Origin of the sequence: Streptomyces maremycinicus (genome assembly GCF_001184025.1) — a bacterium.
Classification (GTDB): domain Bacteria; phylum Actinomycetota; class Actinomycetes; order Streptomycetales; family Streptomycetaceae; genus Streptomyces; species Streptomyces maremycinicus.
The window spans coordinates 43,674-59,360 of sequence record NZ_BBYG01000021.1 but is presented as its reverse complement, the minus strand read 5'-3'; the positions used below and the strand labels follow the sequence as shown (position 1 = coordinate 59,360).

Genomic DNA, 15,687 nt, shown 5'->3' with positions numbered 1-15,687 from the left:
CCGTCCGGGGCCACCGCTCACACCGGTTTATCACGGTGAAACCGCAGGGCAGCAGGCCGTACCCTCCCGGCATGACGACACCCTCGTATCCCCCGAAGCCGGTGCCCGGTGACCGCGTGGCCGTCATCTCGCCCTCCGCGGGTCTGCCCGGGCTCTTCCCGCGCCCCTTCGAACTGGGCCTGGAGCGGCTGCGCGAGGAGTTCGCTCTGGTGCCCGTCGAGTACCCGACGACGCGCAGGACGGGGGCGACGCCGCGGGAACGCGCCGACGACATCCACGCCGCGTTCGCCGACCCGAGCGTGCGCGCCGTCATCGCGTCGATCGGCGGCGAGGACCAGATCACCGTACTGCCGCTGCTGGACCGGGAGTTGCTTCGCGCCGACCCGAAGCCGTTCTTCGGGTGGAGCGACAACACCAACCTGTTGGCGTTCCTGTACAACTGCGGTGTCGTCGCCTACCACGGCGCGAGCGTGATGTGCGAGCTGGGACGCCCCGGAGCCATGCACCCGCTCACCGCCGACTCGCTGCGCGCCGCGCTGTTCACCTCGGGTCCCTACGAGCTGCGGCCCGCCGAGCGGTGGAACGACATCAACGGCGACTGGGGCGATCCGGCGACCTTCGCCTCGGAGCCCGGCAGCCGGCCCGGCGCCGGCTGGGGCTGGGTCAACGCCGACCGCGTGGTGGAGGGCCGCAGTTGGGGCGGCAACCTGGAGATCCTCTCCTGGCTGCTGATGGCGGACCGCGAGATCGCCCGCGACGCCTCGGTGTACGACGGCGGGGTGCTGATCCTGGAGACGTCGGAGGAACTGCCGAGCGCCACGGAGGTCTTCCGGATCCTGCGCAGCATGGGCGAGCGCGGTCTGCTGCGGCGCTTCCCGGCACTGCTGATGGCCCGGGCCAAGAGCTGGTCCTTCGAGCGCCCCCACGGTCCGCAGGAGGCCGCCCGTTACGCGGCCGGGCAGCGCGCGGCGGTGGAGCGCGCGCTGCGGGCGTACGCGCCCGACACCCTGGCCGTCTTCGACGTGGACTTCGGCCACACCGACCCGCAGCTCGTCCTCCCCTACGGCGGCACGATCCGCGTCGACGGCCCCGCGCGGCGCATCACCGTGACCTACTGAGCCCCCTCGCGACGGTCCGCGCCCCCGCACGCCCCCGTAACCCGCGATCACTGTGGGTGGTTGACGCGGCATGCGTGACGTACACACCGTGAAGGCGCCCTCCATGCCGCGGCTCGCGGCCGCCTCGCTCGCGGGGACGGCCATCGAGTTCTACGACTTCTTCGTCTACGGAACCGCGGCCGCTCTGGTCCTGGGGCCACTCTTCTTCCCGACGTTCTCACCGCTGGCGGGGACCCTGGCCGCGTTCGCGACGTTCGGCGTGGGCTTCGTGGCGCGGCCGCTGGGGTCGGTGCTGTTCGGGCACATCGGGGACCGGCGGGGGCGCCGGCCGGTCCTGGTCGCGTCCCTGCTGCTGACCGGCGCCTCGACGGTCGCGGTCGGCTGCGTGCCGACGTACGGCACGATCGGGGTGGCCGCTCCCCTGCTGCTGCTCGTCCTGCGTTTCCTCCAGGGGCTGGGGCTCGGCGGGGAGTGGGGCGGCGCGGTGCTGCTGACGGCGGAACACGCGCCCGCCGAGCGGCGTGGGCTGTGGTCGAGCTTCCCGCAGGTCGGGCCGGCGGTGGGGTTCGTGCTCGCCAACGGCGTGGTGCTGGTCCTGTCGGTGACGCTGACGGAGGCGCAGTTCGCGCGGTGGGGGTGGCGGGTGCCCTTCTGGGCTGCCGGGGCGCTGGCCGTGCTCGGGCTGTGGCTGCGGTCGTCGCTGCCCGAGAGCCCCCGGTTCCTGGAGATCGACGACCACGCGCGCGTGCCGCTCGCCGAGGTCGTGCGCGACCACTGGAGGCTCGTTCTGCTGACCGCCGGCGCGCTGGCCGCCGGGTACGCGATCTTCTACGCCGTGACGACCTGGTCCCTGGCGTACGCGACGGAGCGGCTCGGGGTCAGCCGCACGGTCATGCTGGTGTGCGTCATGGCCGCCGTGGTGGTGAAGGGTTCGCTGACTCCCGTCATGGCGATGCTCGGCGACCGCTTCGGCCGGCGGCCGCTGTGCCTGGTGGGCTGCTCGGCGGCCGCGCTGTGGATGTTCCCGCTGGTCGCGCTGCTCTCGACGGGCGAGCCGCTGCCGATGTTCCTCGGCTTCCTGGGGGCCCTGCTCGCCTTCGTCACGATGTTCGCGGTGATCTCGGCGTATCTGCCGGAGCTCTACGCGCCGCGCGTGCGCTGCACCGGGGCGGCGGTCGGCTACAACCTCGGGGGGGTTCTCGGGGGCGCGCTCACGCCGATCGCGGCGACCGCCCTCGCCGAGCACTCGGGGCGGGTGCCGTGGGGTGTGGGCGCCTATCTGACGGGGATCGCGCTGCTCAGCCTGGGCTGCTTCGCGCTGCTGCCGGAGACCCGGCCGGTGCGGGCGGCCGCCGTTCGGCCGGTCACGGATTGACCGCCAGTTCCAGGTAGGCCGCGAACAGGACGAGGTGGACGCCGCCTTGCAGTGGCGTGGCCCGTCCCGGGACCACCGTGAGGGAGCTGACCACTACGGTCAGCGCGAGCAGCACCATGTAGGTGGGGCCGAGACCGAGGACGAGCGGTCCCGACAGCCAGACGGAGGCCAGGGCCACCGCGGGGATGGTGAGGCCGATGCTGGCCATGGCGGAGCCGAGCGCGAGGTTGAGGCTGGTCTGCACCCGGTCGCGGCGGGCCGAGCGGAGCGCGGCGATCGTCTCGGGGAGCAGCACGAGCAGCGCGATGATCACACCGACCACCGCCTGGGGCAGTCCGGCGGCGTCCACCCCGGACTCGATGGTGGGCGAGACGCCCTTGGCGAGGCCCACCACACCGATCAGGGCCAGGCCGAGCAGCCCGAGGCTGATCCAGGCGGTCCGGGCCGTGGGCGCGCCGGCGTGGTCGTCGGCGGTGATCACGTCTCCCTGCCGGGTGATCGGCAGGAAGTAGTCGCGGTGGCGGACGGTCTGCGTCGTCACGAACAGGCCGTACAGCACCAGCGAGGACAGTGCCGCGAAGGTGAGCTGGACGGTGGAGAACTCCGGGCCCGGTTTGCTGGTGGTGAAGGTCGGCAGGACCAGGCTGAGCGTGGCCAGCGTGGCGACGGTCGCCAGGGCCGCGCCGGTGCCCTCCGGGTTGAAGATCGCCGTGCCGTGGCGGAGCGAGCCGACCAGGAGGCACAGGCCGACGATGCCGTTGCAGGTGATCATCACGGCCGCGAAGACCGTGTCCCTGGCCAGGGTCGAGCTCTTGTCGCCGCCGTCCGCCATCAGTGTGACGATCAGGGCGACCTCGATGATCGTCACGGCCACCGCGAGGACGAGGGAACCGAAGGGTTCGCCCACCCGGTGGGCCACGACCTCCGCGTGGTGCACGGCGGCCAGGACGGCACCGGCGAGGACCAGTGTCACCACGGCGACGACGGCACCCGGCAGGTCGCGTCCCCAGGTCAGGGCCAGCAGGACGACCGCCAGCACCGGCACGAGGGCTGTCCACCGGGTCGTGACCGACCTGAGCCGAGCGATCATGCAGCGATCGTCGCAGAGCCTCCAGGGCTCCGCATTCCGGCCCCTCCCACCCGTCCGGGCCCGTCCGGGCCTGCTGCCCGTCCGCGCGGGACGGACCGGAGGAAGCGCCGGGAGCGGTGCGCGGCCATCAGCCGCGCACCGCTCCCGGGGGGGGTGGTCGTTCCTCCGTCCGGCGTGGTCAGGCCTGGATGCTGTCCTTCGGAGCGCCTTCGCTCTCCGTGCGCTCCGCCTCGGCCGCCGCCTGCTTCCGCGAAGCCCGCAGGCTGGTGATCGTGGTGATGATCAGGACGGAGCAGATGACGCCGAGCGAGACCGGAATGCTGATCTCGGGGACGTGGACCCCGGACTCGTGCAGGGCGTGCAGCACCAGCTTGACGCCGATGAAGCCAAGGATGACCGACAGACCGTAGCTGAGGTGGACCAGCTTCCTCAGCAGACCGCCGATGAGGAAGTAGAGCTGTCGCAGACCCATCAGCGCGAACGCGTTGGCGGTGAAGACGATGTACGGGTCCTGCGTCAGGCCGAAGATCGCGGGGATCGAGTCGAGGGCGAAGAGCACGTCGGTGGTGCCGATCGCGAGCATCACGACCAGCATCGGGGTCATGACCCGCTTGCCGTTCTGCTCGATCCACAGCTTCGTCCCGTGGTAGCGGTCGGCGACACCGAATCGCTTCTCCGCGGCCTTGAGGAGCTTGTTCTCCTCGAACTCCTCGTCCTCCTCGTCGGCTCGGGCCTCCTGGATGAGCTTCCAGGCGGTCCAGATCAGGAAGGCGCCGAAGAGGTAGAACACCCACGCGAAGCTGGCGAGGATCGCGGCGCCCGCGGCGATGAAGATCGCCCGCAGGACCAGGGCTATGAGGACACCGACGAGCAGGACCCGCTGCTGGTACTGCGAGGGGACCGAGAACTTCGCCATGATCAGGACGAAGACGAAGAGGTTGTCGACGCTCAGCGACTTCTCGGTGATGAAGCCCGCGAAGAACTCTCCGGCAGGCTCACCGCCGCTGAACAGGAGCAGCCCGACTCCGAAGAGCCCGGCCAGGGCGATCCAGACGACCGTCCAGATCCCGGCTTCCTTGATCGACACGTCATGCGGCTTGCGGCCGATGAAGAAGTCGACCGCGATGAGGGCGGCAAGGCCCACGATGGTGAAGACCCATAGGGCCAAGGAAACATCCACTGCGCCTCCGACAGTCGTAACGGCAGGTAATCAGCGTCGTCGCGCTGCCGGAGGTCTCTTCCACCCTGAACGGGCCGGCGCCCCGGGATCAGCTCTGATCCGTATTGACGGGTACGCCGCAGCAGGAGTACTCCCCTCCGTGAGGAAAACAGTACCCCAACCACCAAGAAAAGGTAAAGCGATTGGCAAAAGAAAGACCAAGTCCGCTGGTCATAGGCCTTTACTAGTACTTGGCGCGAGCCGCAGCCACTTGGGCGAGCACCTGCTGGAGCACCTGGCTGCCGGGCGGTACGAGGCTCGGTTCGAACGTCCAGGCATGCCCCACCCAGGGGTCGGCGAGGTGATCCTCGGGTACCGGCGTCAGCCGCAGCAGTGCCCGCCACAGCGGATCCAGCAACGGACCGTAACTGTCGGCGTCCTCCCTGTCGGCGACCATCATCAGGTGGACGCCGACGCCGGGCCCCTCGTCCGCGAGGTAGCGCAGCTGGGTCACGGCACGGTCGTCGAAGCCGTGCGGGAAGTCGTTGACGACCAGGAGCTGCTGGGCCGTGTCGAACCCGGGCGGCAGCGAGTCGGCCATGCCGCCCCGCACCGCCATCTGCACCAGGTCTACCCGCTCGGTGAGTTGGCTCAGAACCGCCGCGACACCGGCCGCGCCGACCGCGGGCGGGGCCGCGAGCACGCCGCTGCGCACCAGCGGCGCGAGTTCCCTGGCGCCCGAGCCGGCCGGATCGACGACATGCACCGTGAACTCGTCCGCCGGATGCACCGCCAGCAGCCGGGCCGTGTGCGCCACGGCCGACTCCATGGCGAGCCGGCGCAGTTCGTGGGAGTCGGCGAACGACCCGTCGGACGAACCCGATCGCCCGCTGTCGATCCACAGGCCGCGTTCCAGCGGGAGCCTGACCAGCATCGGGATGCGCAGCGGGTCGCTCTCGGGAAGGTGGAGGTCGCCCAGCCGCACGGCCATGGGCATTTCCATGGGGACGCGATAGGCGTGCCAGACGGGGTTGTCCCAGCGCGCGTACGCCGCGGGCAGCGCCGGTTCGACCACGTCGGCCTCGGCGCCGAGCTGGACGAGATCCCGGTCCAGGGCCTCCCTGGCCTGGTCGACGAGCTGGACGTGCTTGGCCTGGGCCGCCTCGCGGGCGGCGTCGCCCTGACCGCCCATCCTGCTGCGCGGATCGGACAGGACCTGGTCCAGTTCCTTCTCCATGCGCGTGTCGGCGAAGTCGACGGCGCTGCGGTACGCGGCCGTGCTGCGGGCCAGGTCCTCGAACATGCCCCAGACCTGGTTGTAGAGCCGCTCCTCCATGGACCAGCCGGTCGCGTCGCCCGCGACGGGCCGGGCGGGCTGTCCGGGCCGGGCCGGGGGCGCGGTGGGCGGCGGCGGGGGCGGAGCGGCGCTCTGCCGGCGCGGGTGGCTGTAGTCGATCGGGCCACCGGTGGCGGGTGTCTGCGGCGTCGGCTGGGTGGCGTCGGGATCCGCCGGTGCGGCGCCCGCCGGGTGGCCCGGACCCGAGGGGCCCTGCGGGTTCTGGCCCGTCCCGTACGGGCCGGCACCGCCCTGGGTGCCCTGCGCGCCGTACGGCGAGCCGCTCTGGTCCGGGCCGAGGGCGGACGCGGCCGCCTGCCGGGAGCGGTCGCCGTCGGCCGTGCGCGGCGGCGGCGCCGGTACCGAGCGGGCCAGGCTCTGGACCACGGCGTCGTTGATACCGGACGCCAGCCGCTGCGCCTGCGGCAGGCCCTGGTCGGTGAGGAGTTCGGTCAGGCCGCCCGCGTATCCCTGGCCGACGGCACGCACCTTCCAGGCGCCCTGCCGCCGGTACAGCTCCAGCGCGACGACCGCCGACTCCGCGTCCAGACCGGTAATGGTGTAGGTGGCGACCTCGGTGCCGTCGAGGCCGGTCACCGCGACGAACGGGGCCGCCACCGCCCCGAAGCTGACCGGCCCGCCGACGCCCGCGGGCAGGGCGAGCAGCACGCTGACCCGGTGCACGGCCGCCGACACGGCGTCCAGGTCCACCGCGAGGCGGTGGTCCGCGGCCGCCTGCCGGGAGACCTCCACACCGGGCAGGGTGGGTACACCGGGGTGGGCCACCCACTCGACGCCGGGGACCTTGCCGCTCTCGTCGCCGAGTGTGGCGACCGCCGTGACCGGCCTGCCGGCCGAGACCCGGATCTCGAGGCGGACCTGGGAGAGCGGGTGGTTCTGCCCCCGCACCAGCTCGGCCGTCATCGCCTGTCTCCCCCTGCGTCGCGTGTGGTGGTGTCCCGGTCGGCCGCTCCGCGCCTTACAGCGCGGGCAGGATCGCGGGCATCAGGTCCTGGAAGGTGCGGCCGTTGGCCGGCGCGCCGAGAGCCGTCATGTTCCAGCCCCCGCCCACCCGGTGCACCTTCGCCATGATCTGGGCCGTGTAGGCGCCGCCGCCCGCCAGCGTGTAGCGCGCCAGCTCCTGGCCGTTGGTCTCGTCGACCAGGCGGCAGAAGGCGTTCTGCACTTCCTGGAAGGTCTGGCCGGTGAAGGAGTTCACCGTGAAGATGATCTGGTCGATGTGGACCGGCACGCGCGCGAGGTCGACGAGGATCGCCTCGTCGTCGCCGCCCTGGCCGACACCGCCGACGAGGTTGTCACCGGTGTGCCGGACCGAGCCGTCGTCACTCACCAGGTGACGGAAGAAGACGACGTCGACCGGCTGCTTGTCGGCGAACAGCACGGCGGAGGCGTCGAGGTCGATCTCCCGGGTCCGGGAACCGAACAGGCCGCGCCGCGGGGCCGCCTGCCAGCCGAGACCCATGCGTACCGCGGTCAGGCTGCCCCCGTCGTTCTTCTGAAGACTGATGGCCTGACCCTTGGTCATGTTGACGGTCACGCGCTGATTCCCCTCTCGAGCTGTCCCCTGTTGCCGCGAGCCGCGGTTGACGGAAACCCTACGCAAAGGCACTGACAGTGCCGTACCCAGGCCCGCACTTTGTGTCGGTCTTGCAACACAGCGCGCGCGGGCCGGAGGCACGGCGACCTCGGGGGTCCGTCAGGCCAGCCCCGCCTCCCTCATCTGGCGCAGTTCCTTCTTCATTTCGGAGACCTCGTCACGGATCCGGGCGGCCACCTCGAACTGGAGGTCGGCGGCGGCGGCCCGCATGCGCTCCGTCATCTCCTCGATCTGCCCGGCGAGTTCGGCGGCGGGACGGTCCGTCGGCACCGTCTCCGCGGCCTTGGTCCTGCCCTTGGCCGACCCGGACGCGGCGCCCTTGGCCGCCGCCTTGCCGCCGAGGGAGGGCACCGGGGCCTTGGTGCCCCGCCCGTCCTTCTTCGCGCGGTAGCCCGAGCCCAGCAGCTGCTCCGTGTCGACCTCCTCGCGGGAGATCTGGGCGACGATGTCGTTGATCTTCTTGCGGAGCGGCTGCGGGTCGATGCCGTTCGCCGTGTTGTAGGCGACCTGCTTCTCCCGGCGGCGGTTGGTCTCCTCGATGGCCCGCTCCATGCCCGGGGTGATCTTGTCGGCGTACATGTGGACCTGACCGGAGACATTGCGCGCCGCGCGGCCGATGGTCTGGATCAGCGAGGTGCCGGAGCGCAGGAAGCCCTCCTTGTCGGCGTCGAGGATCGCGACCAGGGACACCTCGGGCAGGTCGAGGCCCTCGCGCAGGAGGTTGATGCCGACCAGGACGTCGAACTCACCGGCGCGCAGCTCGCGCAGCAGCTCGATCCGGCGCAGCGTGTCGACGTCACTGTGCAGATAGCGCACCTGGATGCCGAGTTCCAGGAAGTAGTCCGTGAGGTCCTCGGCCATCTTCTTGGTGAGCGTGGTCACCAGGACGCGCTCGTCCTTCTCCACGCGCGTGCGGATCTCGTGCACCAGGTCGTCGATCTGGCCCTCGGTGGGCTTGACCACGACCTCCGGGTCGATCAGGCCGGTGGGGCGGATGATCTGCTCGACGGTGCCGTCCCCCCGGGAGAGCTCGTACTTGCCGGGGGTCGCCGACAGGTAGACGGTCTGCCCGATGCGCTCCTGGAACTCCTCCCACTTCAGCGGGCGGTTGTCGAGGGCCGAGGGCAGCCGGAAGCCGTGGTCGACGAGCGTGCGCTTGCGGGAGGCGTCCCCCTCGTACATGGCGCCGATCTGCGGGACGGTGACATGCGACTCGTCGATGACGAGCAGGAAGTCGTCCGGGAAGTAGTCGAGCAGGGTGTTCGGCGGGGAGCCGGGCTTACGGCCGTCGAAGTGCATCGAGTAGTTCTCGACGCCGGAGCAGGAGCCGATCTGGCGGAGCATCTCCAGGTCGTACGTGGTGCGCATGCGCAGCCGCTGGGCCTCCAGGAGCTTGCCCTGCTTCTCCAGGTCGGCCAGGCGCTCGCCCAGCTCCTTCTCGATGTCGTTGGCGGCCCGCTCCAGGCGCTCCGGTCCCGCGACGTAGTGCGTGGCCGGGAAGATGTACAGCTGCTGGTCGTCGCTGATGATCTCGCCGGTGAGCGGGTGCAGCGTGGACAGGGCCTCGATCTCGTCGCCGAACATCTCGATGCGGACGGCGAGCTCCTCGTAGACCGGGAAGATCTCGATGGTGTCCCCGCGGACCCGGAAGGTGCCGCGGCTGAACGCCAGGTCGTTGCGCGTGTACTGGATGTCGACGAAGCGGCGCAGCAACTGGTCCCGGTCGACCTCGTCGCCGACACGGAGCGGGACCATGCGGTCCACGTACTCCTGCGGGGTGCCGAGGCCGTAGATGCAGGAGACCGAGGCGACCACCACGACGTCCCGCCGGGTGAGCAGCGAGTTGGTCGCGGAGTGGCGCAGGCGCTCGACCTCCTCGTTGATCGAGGAGTCCTTCTCGATGTAGGTGTCCGACTGAGGGACGTACGCCTCGGGCTGGTAGTAGTCGTAGTACGAGACGAAGTATTCGACCGCGTTGTTCGGCAGCAGTTCGCGGAATTCGTTCGCCAGCTGGGCGGCCAGGGTCTTGTTCGGCGCCATCACCAGGGTGGGGCGCTGGAGCTTCTCGATCATCCACGCGGTGGTCGCGGACTTTCCGGTGCCTGTCGCGCCGAGCAGGACGACGTCCTTCTCACCTGCCTCGACGCGCTTGGCGAGCTCGGCGATGGCCGCCGGCTGGTCACCGCTGGGCTGGTAGGGGCTGACGACCTCGAAAGGCGCCACCGTGCGTTCGATGTGGGAAACGGGCCGCATGTCATCAACCGTACGACCCCCCACTGACAACGGGGTCCGATCAGCGGTTGCGCGAGGACCGGCGGCCGGGCCGCGCGGGTGCGGGCGTCAGCGGTTCTGCGGGGCCGGGGACTCGCGGTGCGTCACCTTGCGGCGGCTGCGGGGCCGGGCGGCGCGCGACGGATGCCGCACGGGCGGGTGCGCCGGGACGCCGGGCTTGTGCTCGGCGGGGGTCCAGTCGGGCTTGCCCATGACCATCAGCGGATCGAACATCACGACCACGCCCGCGAGGCAGAGGAAGGCGAGGGGACCGATGAGCATCGGCGCGAGGAGGGCGGCGGGAGAGTCGCCCGCGGTCGGGGTGCCGGTGTGCAGGTGCACGCTCAGGGCGGCCATCCCGGTGTAGTGCATGCCGGTGACGGCCAGCCCCATGACCAGGCTGGCGCCCACGCTCCACAGGAAGCCCCTGACCTGTCCCGCGGCCCACAGGGCGGCGGTGGCGGCCGCCATGGCGATGGCGACGGAGGTGGCGACGGTGAGGGTGTTGTACTCGAACGTGCCGTTGAAGCGCATTCCGGCCATGCCCAGGTAGTGCATCGACGCGATGCCCAGGCCGGTGATGGTGCCCCCGGTGAAGAGCGCCGTTCCGGTCGCGCCCCGATAACCGACTATGAAGATCCCCACGCCCACCATGACGATGGCGATGCCCAGGCTCGCGTAGGTCATCGGTTTGTCGTAGTGGATCGGGGCGCCGTCGACCGTGAAACCGATCATCGCGATGAAGTGCATGGTCCAGATGCCCGAGCCGATGGCCGCCGAGCCGAGGGCGAGCCAGCCCGGGCGCCAGGACTGGGCGACGAGCAGGGCTCTGGTGGTGCAGCGCAGACCGAGCGCGCCGCCGAGGCAGGCCATGAGGTAGGCCACCAGCGGTGTGACGAGTCCGTAGCTGAAACCGTCGACCGTGCCGTGCATGCGCGGTTGCCCTTCGCCTGTTGCCTGGTTTTCCTGAAATTCGCCCCTCCCCAGGACCGCTGAGCGCGGTCAAGGCTGAGAGAGAGTATGACTCCCACCGGAATGGTCGAACGATTTTCCGGCAAAGAAACACGCCCTTGTCGCACATGTGCGGCACCCGTGAGCGGCCTCCGCGTCCTCCTTTCGTTCTGTGGTCGTCCCGCGCTCCCCCCGCCGTCCACTCTCTGCTGTCACTGTTGAGCTGTACGTGATGGACCGACGCGAGGAGTACGCATGCACGCGCGCGTAGTTGCCGCCACGACCGCCGCGGTCCTGGGCATCGTCGCCCTCCTGCTCCCCGTTCACGACGCCCGGGCGGGCAGCGTCTTCCGGCCGTCGGTGATCGCCCACCGGGGAGCCTCCGCCCACGCCCCCGAGAACACCCTGGCCGCCGTCGACGAGGCGGCCGCACTCGGGATCGCCTGGGTGGAGAACGACGTCCAGCGCACCAAGGACGGCGAGCTCGTGGTGATCCACGACGACAGTCTCCGCCGCACGACCGACGCCGAGGAGGTCTTTCCCGGCCGCGCGCCCTGGAAGGTGCGGGACTTCACGGCGGCCGAGATAGCCCGCCTCGACGCGGGGACCTGGTTCGGCGCAGCCTACGCGGGCGCGCGGGTGCCGACGCTGGAGGAGTACGTCGACCGGGTCGAGCACCACCGCCAGAAGCTGCTCCTGGAGGTCAAGAACCCCGAACTGTATCCGGGGATCGAACAGCAGACCCTCAAGCTGCTGGGCGACGAGGGCTGGCTGGACCGGCGGCACCTCACGAACCGGCTGATCGTGCAGAGCTTCAGCGCCGACAGCCTGCGGGCCGTGCACGAGCTGTCGCCGCGGGTGCGGACCGGTCTGCTCGGCAGGCCGGCCCTCGCGGACCTGCCCCGGTGCGCGGGCTTCGCGGACCTGATCAACCCGTCGTACGCCGCCCTCTCCCCCGCCTACGTCTCCGCCGTGCACGCCCTCACCGGACCGCACGGCAAGCCGATGAAGGTCTTCGCCTGGACCGTCGACGACCCCGCGACCGCGCAGGCCGTCGCGGGGTACGACGTCGACGGCGTGATCACCAACAAACCGGATGTGGTGCGGCGGGCCCTGTACGGGTACTGACGCCCCCGGGCCCGGGGGCGGCGCCCCGGGCGGGGGCCGGGCCGCCGCCCCGAGGCGTTGTCGGTGGCAGGCCGTACCGTGGGCGCATGGACAGCCATGGGCAGGACGGACAGCGGGTCGTGTGGGCCGTCGTGGACACCGACATCGGTCCGTTGCTGCTGGCCGCGACCGACGCGGGCCTGCTCAACGTCGTGTTCCACGCCGGCGACGCGGTACGCGACCAGGCACTCGGCAGACTCGCGGCCCGGCTGGGCACGGAGCCCGTCGAGGCACCCGGCTCCCCGCTGCTGGCCGAGGCGATACGCCAGGTGGAGGCCTACTTCGCCGGTGAGCGGCGGACCTTCGAGCTGCCGCTGGACTGGTCGCTGATCGCGGGCTTCAACCGGCAGGTGCTCCGCGAACTCGCGTCGGGTGTCCCGTACGGCGCGGTCGTCGGCTACGGCGATCTCGCCCGGCGGGTGGGCCAGCCCCGGGCGGCGCAGGCCGTGGGGGTGGCGATGGGCGCCAACCCGCTGCCGGTCGTCGTGCCCTGTCACCGGGTGGTGGAGAGCGGCGGCGGCATCGGCGGGTTCGGTGGCGGTCTGGAGACCAAGCGGAAGCTGCTCGCGCTGGAAGGGGTACTACCCGAGCCGCTGTTCTGAGGGGACACTGCGCCGGTGACCACATCTCCCGGACGCTGCCACGACCGTGCGACGGTCCGCCACGGCCGTGCGACGGTCCGGCGCGGACCGTGACCGCCGTCGAGCGCGCCGCCGCGCCCGTCGACGCCGTACTCCTGCCCGCGCTGCGGCGCCGTACGACCGCGGTGCTGGTCGCGAGCCAGATCCTCGGCGGACTCGGCGTCGCCACCGGTATCGCGCTGTCCGCCGTACTGGCCCGGCAGGTCAGCGGCACCGAGGCGCTGTCCGGGCTGGCACCCACCGCCACCGTCGCCGGTACGGCCGTGCTGTCGATACCCATGGCCGCCCTGATGACGGCGCGCGGGCGCCGGCCGGGGCTGGTACTGGCCTATCTGGTGGGCGCCCTGGGCGCCTGCGTCGTCGTGCTGGCGGCGCGCGCCGGGAACTACCCGCTGCTGCTGGGCGGCATGGCCGCCTTCGGCGCGGCGTCCTCGGCGAACCTCCAGGCGCGGTTCGCCGCCGCCGACCTGGCCGAGCCGCGGCACCGTGCCCGGGCCATCTCGAACGTGGTGTGGGCGACCACCATCGGCGCGGTCCTGGGCCCGAACATCGCCGCGCCCGCCGGCCGGAGCGTGGCGGGACTCGGGATACCCGCGGCGGCGGGCCCCTTCCTGTGGGCGGCCGGGATCTTCGTCATGGCCGCGGTCCTGGTGGGCGTGCTGCTGCGCCCCGACCCGCTGCTGACGGCCCGCGCGCTCGGGCCACGGGAGGAGCGCTCACCACAGGCCCGTTCCCTGCGGGCCGGCCTGGCGGCCGTGGCCGCCTCGCCCCGGGCGCGGCTGGCGCTCGTGACCGTGGCCGTGTCGCACACGGCGATGGTCTCGGTCATGTCGATGACGCCGCTGGACCTCACCCACCACGGCGCGGGCGTCGACCTGATCGGGCTGGTCATCAGCGGGCACATCGCGGGCATGTACGCGTTCGCGCCGTTGATGGGACGGCTGGCGGACCGGGTCGGACGGCTCTCGGTGGCCGGACTCGCGGCCGGGCTGCTGGCCGTCGCGCTGTTCCTGGCGGGCACGGCGGGCGCTGGCCACGGGCAGACCGCCGCCGGGCTCTTCGTGCTCGGGCTGGGCTGGTCGGCCGGGATCGTGTCGGGTTCCGCGCTGCTGACGGACGCGGTGCCGCAGGCCGCGCGGGCCGCCGCCCAGGGGCTCTCCGACCTCACCATGAACGCCTCGGCGGGGATCGGCGGGGCGATCGCCGGGCTGATCGTCGCGCGGGCGAGCTACGCCTGGCTCAACCTCGCCGCGGCGAGTCTGCTCGTCCCGCTGGCCGCGCTGGTGCTGTTCACCCGGACCGGGAACAGGAACGGGAACAGGAACGGGGAGGAGAACAGGAACGCCGAGGAGGAGAACAGGAACGGGAACGCGGCGGTGCGGGAACGTCAGTCGTAGTGCCGTGCCTCGATGACGTTGCCGTCCGGGTCGCGGAAGTAGAAGCTGCGCGTGGCCTCGCCACGGGCGCCGAAGGAGCCCCGCGAGACGTCCGACACCGGGACGGCGCGCTCCTCCAGGCGGGCGAGCAGCGTGTCGAAGTCGCCGCGCGTCAGGGCGAGGCAGACATGGTTCACCGGGTGCCCCGCGCTCTCGGCGGCGCCGGGGAGCATCGTCATCCGCTCGGCCATCGACAGCGGCATGAGGTCGAGGAGGGCATCCTCGTCGACGCGTACGGAGGGAAACGGTTCCTCGCCGGCGGCGAACTCGGAAAGGCGGACGGGCTCCAGGCCGACGGCCTTCTCGTAGAAGTCGGCGGCGGCGATCGGGTCACGTACCCACAGGACCACGTGGTCGAGACGTGTCGTGTCGCGTCTCGTTCTGTCCGTCGCACGTCCCAGGTTGTCCGTCGCACGTCCCATGTCGTCCGTCATACCTCCCAGGCTGGTGTCCCGCCCCACAGGCCGCAAGGGTTTGGCCGGGCGCGCCGCCTGCCAGAGATGAGAGGAGACCGACGGACAGGAGGCGGGCGCGTGGTGCTGGTGGTGTCGGAAGAGGTGCGGGACGCGGTCGACGCGCGTCGACCCGTGGTGGCCCTGGAGTCCACGATCATCTCGCACGGGCTGCCCCGCCCGCGCAACCTCCAGGTGGCGCTGGAGCTGGAGGCGGTCGTCCGCGCGGAGGGCGCCGTACCGGCGACGATCGCCGTGCTCGACGGGCACCCCCATGTGGGCCTGGACAAGGGGCAGTTGGAGCGGGTCGCGAACGAGGACGGTTTCCGCAAGCTGGGCCATCGCGATCTGCCCCTCGCCGTGGCCTCGGGGGCGAGCGGGGCGACCACGGTCTCGGCCACGGCGCTGCTGGCGAAGCTCGCGGGGGTGCGGGTGTTCGCGACGGGCGGGCTCGGCGGGGTGCACCGGCAGTGGACGGTCACCCAGGACGAGTCGGCCGACCTGGGGCTGCTGGCGAGCACCCGGATCACGGTGGTGTGCGCGGGGGTGAAGTCGATCCTGGACGTGCCGGCGACCCTTCAGCGACTGGAGACACTGGGCGTCGCCGTCGCCGGGTACGGAACCGATCGCTTCCCCGGGTTCTACCTGTCCGACTCGGGTCATCCCGTTGACTGGACCCTGCGGACCCCTGGGCAGGTGGCCGAGGTGATGCGGGCTCAGGACGCGCTCGGCGCGCCGGAGTCCGCGCTGATCGTCGCCAACCCGGTTCCGCGGGAGGAGCAACTGGATCCCGAGGTGCACGCGCGGGTGCTCGCCGACGCGCTGCACGCGTGCGAGGAGGCCGGTGTCACCGGCCAGGGCGTCACGCCGTTCCTGCTCGACCACCTGGTCCGGCACACCGACGGGGCGTCGCTGAGCGCCAATCTGGCGGCGGTGCGCGGCAATGTGCGGCTGGCGTCGCGGATCGCGACGGCGTGGACCGAGGCATGACCGCGCGGCCACGCGGAGCGGACGGCGGCCGGGGCGACCCCGCCGAGCCGATCCGGGAGACGGATGCGGCGACGAGCCCCGGC

General features: G+C 71.7%; 13 protein-coding genes. 6 read left to right on the top strand and 7 right to left on the bottom strand.

Going from position 1 to position 15,687, the window contains the following annotated elements; translation table 11 throughout:
* The first annotated feature begins 71 nt into the window (after positions 1-71).
* Positions 72-1,118: a S66 family peptidase gene (locus AOQ37_RS32145; protein WP_062649633.1), complete on the top strand. Its 1,047-nt coding sequence runs from the start codon at positions 72-74 to the stop codon at positions 1,116-1,118.
* Between the two features lie 70 nt (positions 1,119-1,188).
* The gene (locus AOQ37_RS32140; RefSeq protein ID WP_234437072.1) at positions 1,189-2,493 is read left to right on the top strand and encodes an MFS transporter; all 1,305 of its coding nucleotides are present in this window, start codon (positions 1,189-1,191) and stop codon (positions 2,491-2,493) included.
* On the opposite strand, the gene AOQ37_RS32135 is transcribed toward AOQ37_RS32140, so the two are convergent.
* From AOQ37_RS32135 to AOQ37_RS32110, 6 genes are all read right to left on the bottom strand, one after another.
* Positions 2,483-3,583, bottom strand: coding sequence for a calcium:cation antiporter (locus AOQ37_RS32135; protein WP_062649631.1), 1,101 nt, complete (start codon positions 3,581-3,583; stop codon positions 2,483-2,485). The two genes, AOQ37_RS32140 and AOQ37_RS32135, sit on opposite strands and share 11 nt — an antisense overlap.
* Before the next feature lie 178 nt (positions 3,584-3,761).
* Positions 3,762-4,763 carry a TerC family protein gene (locus tag AOQ37_RS32130; protein ID WP_107085353.1) on the bottom strand — a complete coding sequence of 334 codons (1,002 nt, stop codon included), beginning with the start codon at positions 4,761-4,763 and terminating at the stop codon, positions 3,762-3,764.
* Between the two features lie 223 nt (positions 4,764-4,986).
* On the bottom strand, positions 4,987-7,002 hold the full coding sequence (locus AOQ37_RS32125) for a TerD family protein (protein WP_062649627.1): 2,016 nt from the start codon (positions 7,000-7,002) through the stop codon (positions 4,987-4,989).
* A 55-nt stretch (positions 7,003-7,057) separates the two neighbouring features.
* Positions 7,058-7,636 (bottom strand): TerD family protein, encoded by a 579-nt coding sequence (locus tag AOQ37_RS32120; RefSeq protein WP_057599421.1) that lies wholly within the window; start codon positions 7,634-7,636, stop codon positions 7,058-7,060.
* Positions 7,637-7,795: 159 nt separating this feature from the next.
* Positions 7,796-9,949: an excinuclease ABC subunit UvrB gene (gene uvrB / locus AOQ37_RS32115; protein WP_062649625.1), complete on the bottom strand. Its 2,154-nt coding sequence runs from the start codon at positions 9,947-9,949 to the stop codon at positions 7,796-7,798.
* 87 nt (positions 9,950-10,036) lie between these two features.
* The gene (locus tag AOQ37_RS32110) at positions 10,037-10,900 is read right to left on the bottom strand and encodes an MHYT domain-containing protein (protein ID WP_062649623.1); all 864 of its coding nucleotides are present in this window, start codon (positions 10,898-10,900) and stop codon (positions 10,037-10,039) included.
* A 273-nt stretch (positions 10,901-11,173) separates the two neighbouring features.
* Between AOQ37_RS32110 and AOQ37_RS32105 the strand changes: the two genes are divergently transcribed.
* The 3 genes from AOQ37_RS32105 (at position 11,174) to AOQ37_RS32095 (ending at position 14,123) form a co-directional block, all read left to right on the top strand.
* Positions 11,174-12,046 (top strand): glycerophosphodiester phosphodiesterase, encoded by an 873-nt coding sequence (locus tag AOQ37_RS32105; RefSeq protein ID WP_062649621.1) that lies wholly within the window; start codon positions 11,174-11,176, stop codon positions 12,044-12,046.
* An 86-nt stretch (positions 12,047-12,132) separates the two neighbouring features.
* The gene (locus tag AOQ37_RS32100; RefSeq protein WP_062649619.1) at positions 12,133-12,687 is read left to right on the top strand and encodes a methylated-DNA--[protein]-cysteine S-methyltransferase; all 555 of its coding nucleotides are present in this window, start codon (positions 12,133-12,135) and stop codon (positions 12,685-12,687) included.
* Between the two features lie 89 nt (positions 12,688-12,776).
* Positions 12,777-14,123, top strand: a complete 1,347-nt coding sequence (locus AOQ37_RS32095) for an MFS transporter (protein ID WP_062649617.1) — start codon at positions 12,777-12,779, stop codon at positions 14,121-14,123.
* Here AOQ37_RS32095 and AOQ37_RS32090 read toward each other — a convergent pair.
* Positions 14,114-14,584: a VOC family protein gene (locus tag AOQ37_RS32090; protein WP_062649959.1), complete on the bottom strand. Its 471-nt coding sequence runs from the start codon at positions 14,582-14,584 to the stop codon at positions 14,114-14,116. The genes AOQ37_RS32095 and AOQ37_RS32090 overlap by 10 nt on opposite strands.
* A 111-nt stretch (positions 14,585-14,695) precedes the next feature.
* Here AOQ37_RS32090 and AOQ37_RS32085 point away from each other — a divergent pair, with 111 nt between their 5' ends.
* On the top strand, positions 14,696-15,604 hold the full coding sequence (locus tag AOQ37_RS32085) for a pseudouridine-5'-phosphate glycosidase (protein WP_234437071.1): 909 nt from the start codon (positions 14,696-14,698) through the stop codon (positions 15,602-15,604).
* Positions 15,605-15,687 lie beyond the last annotated feature (83 nt).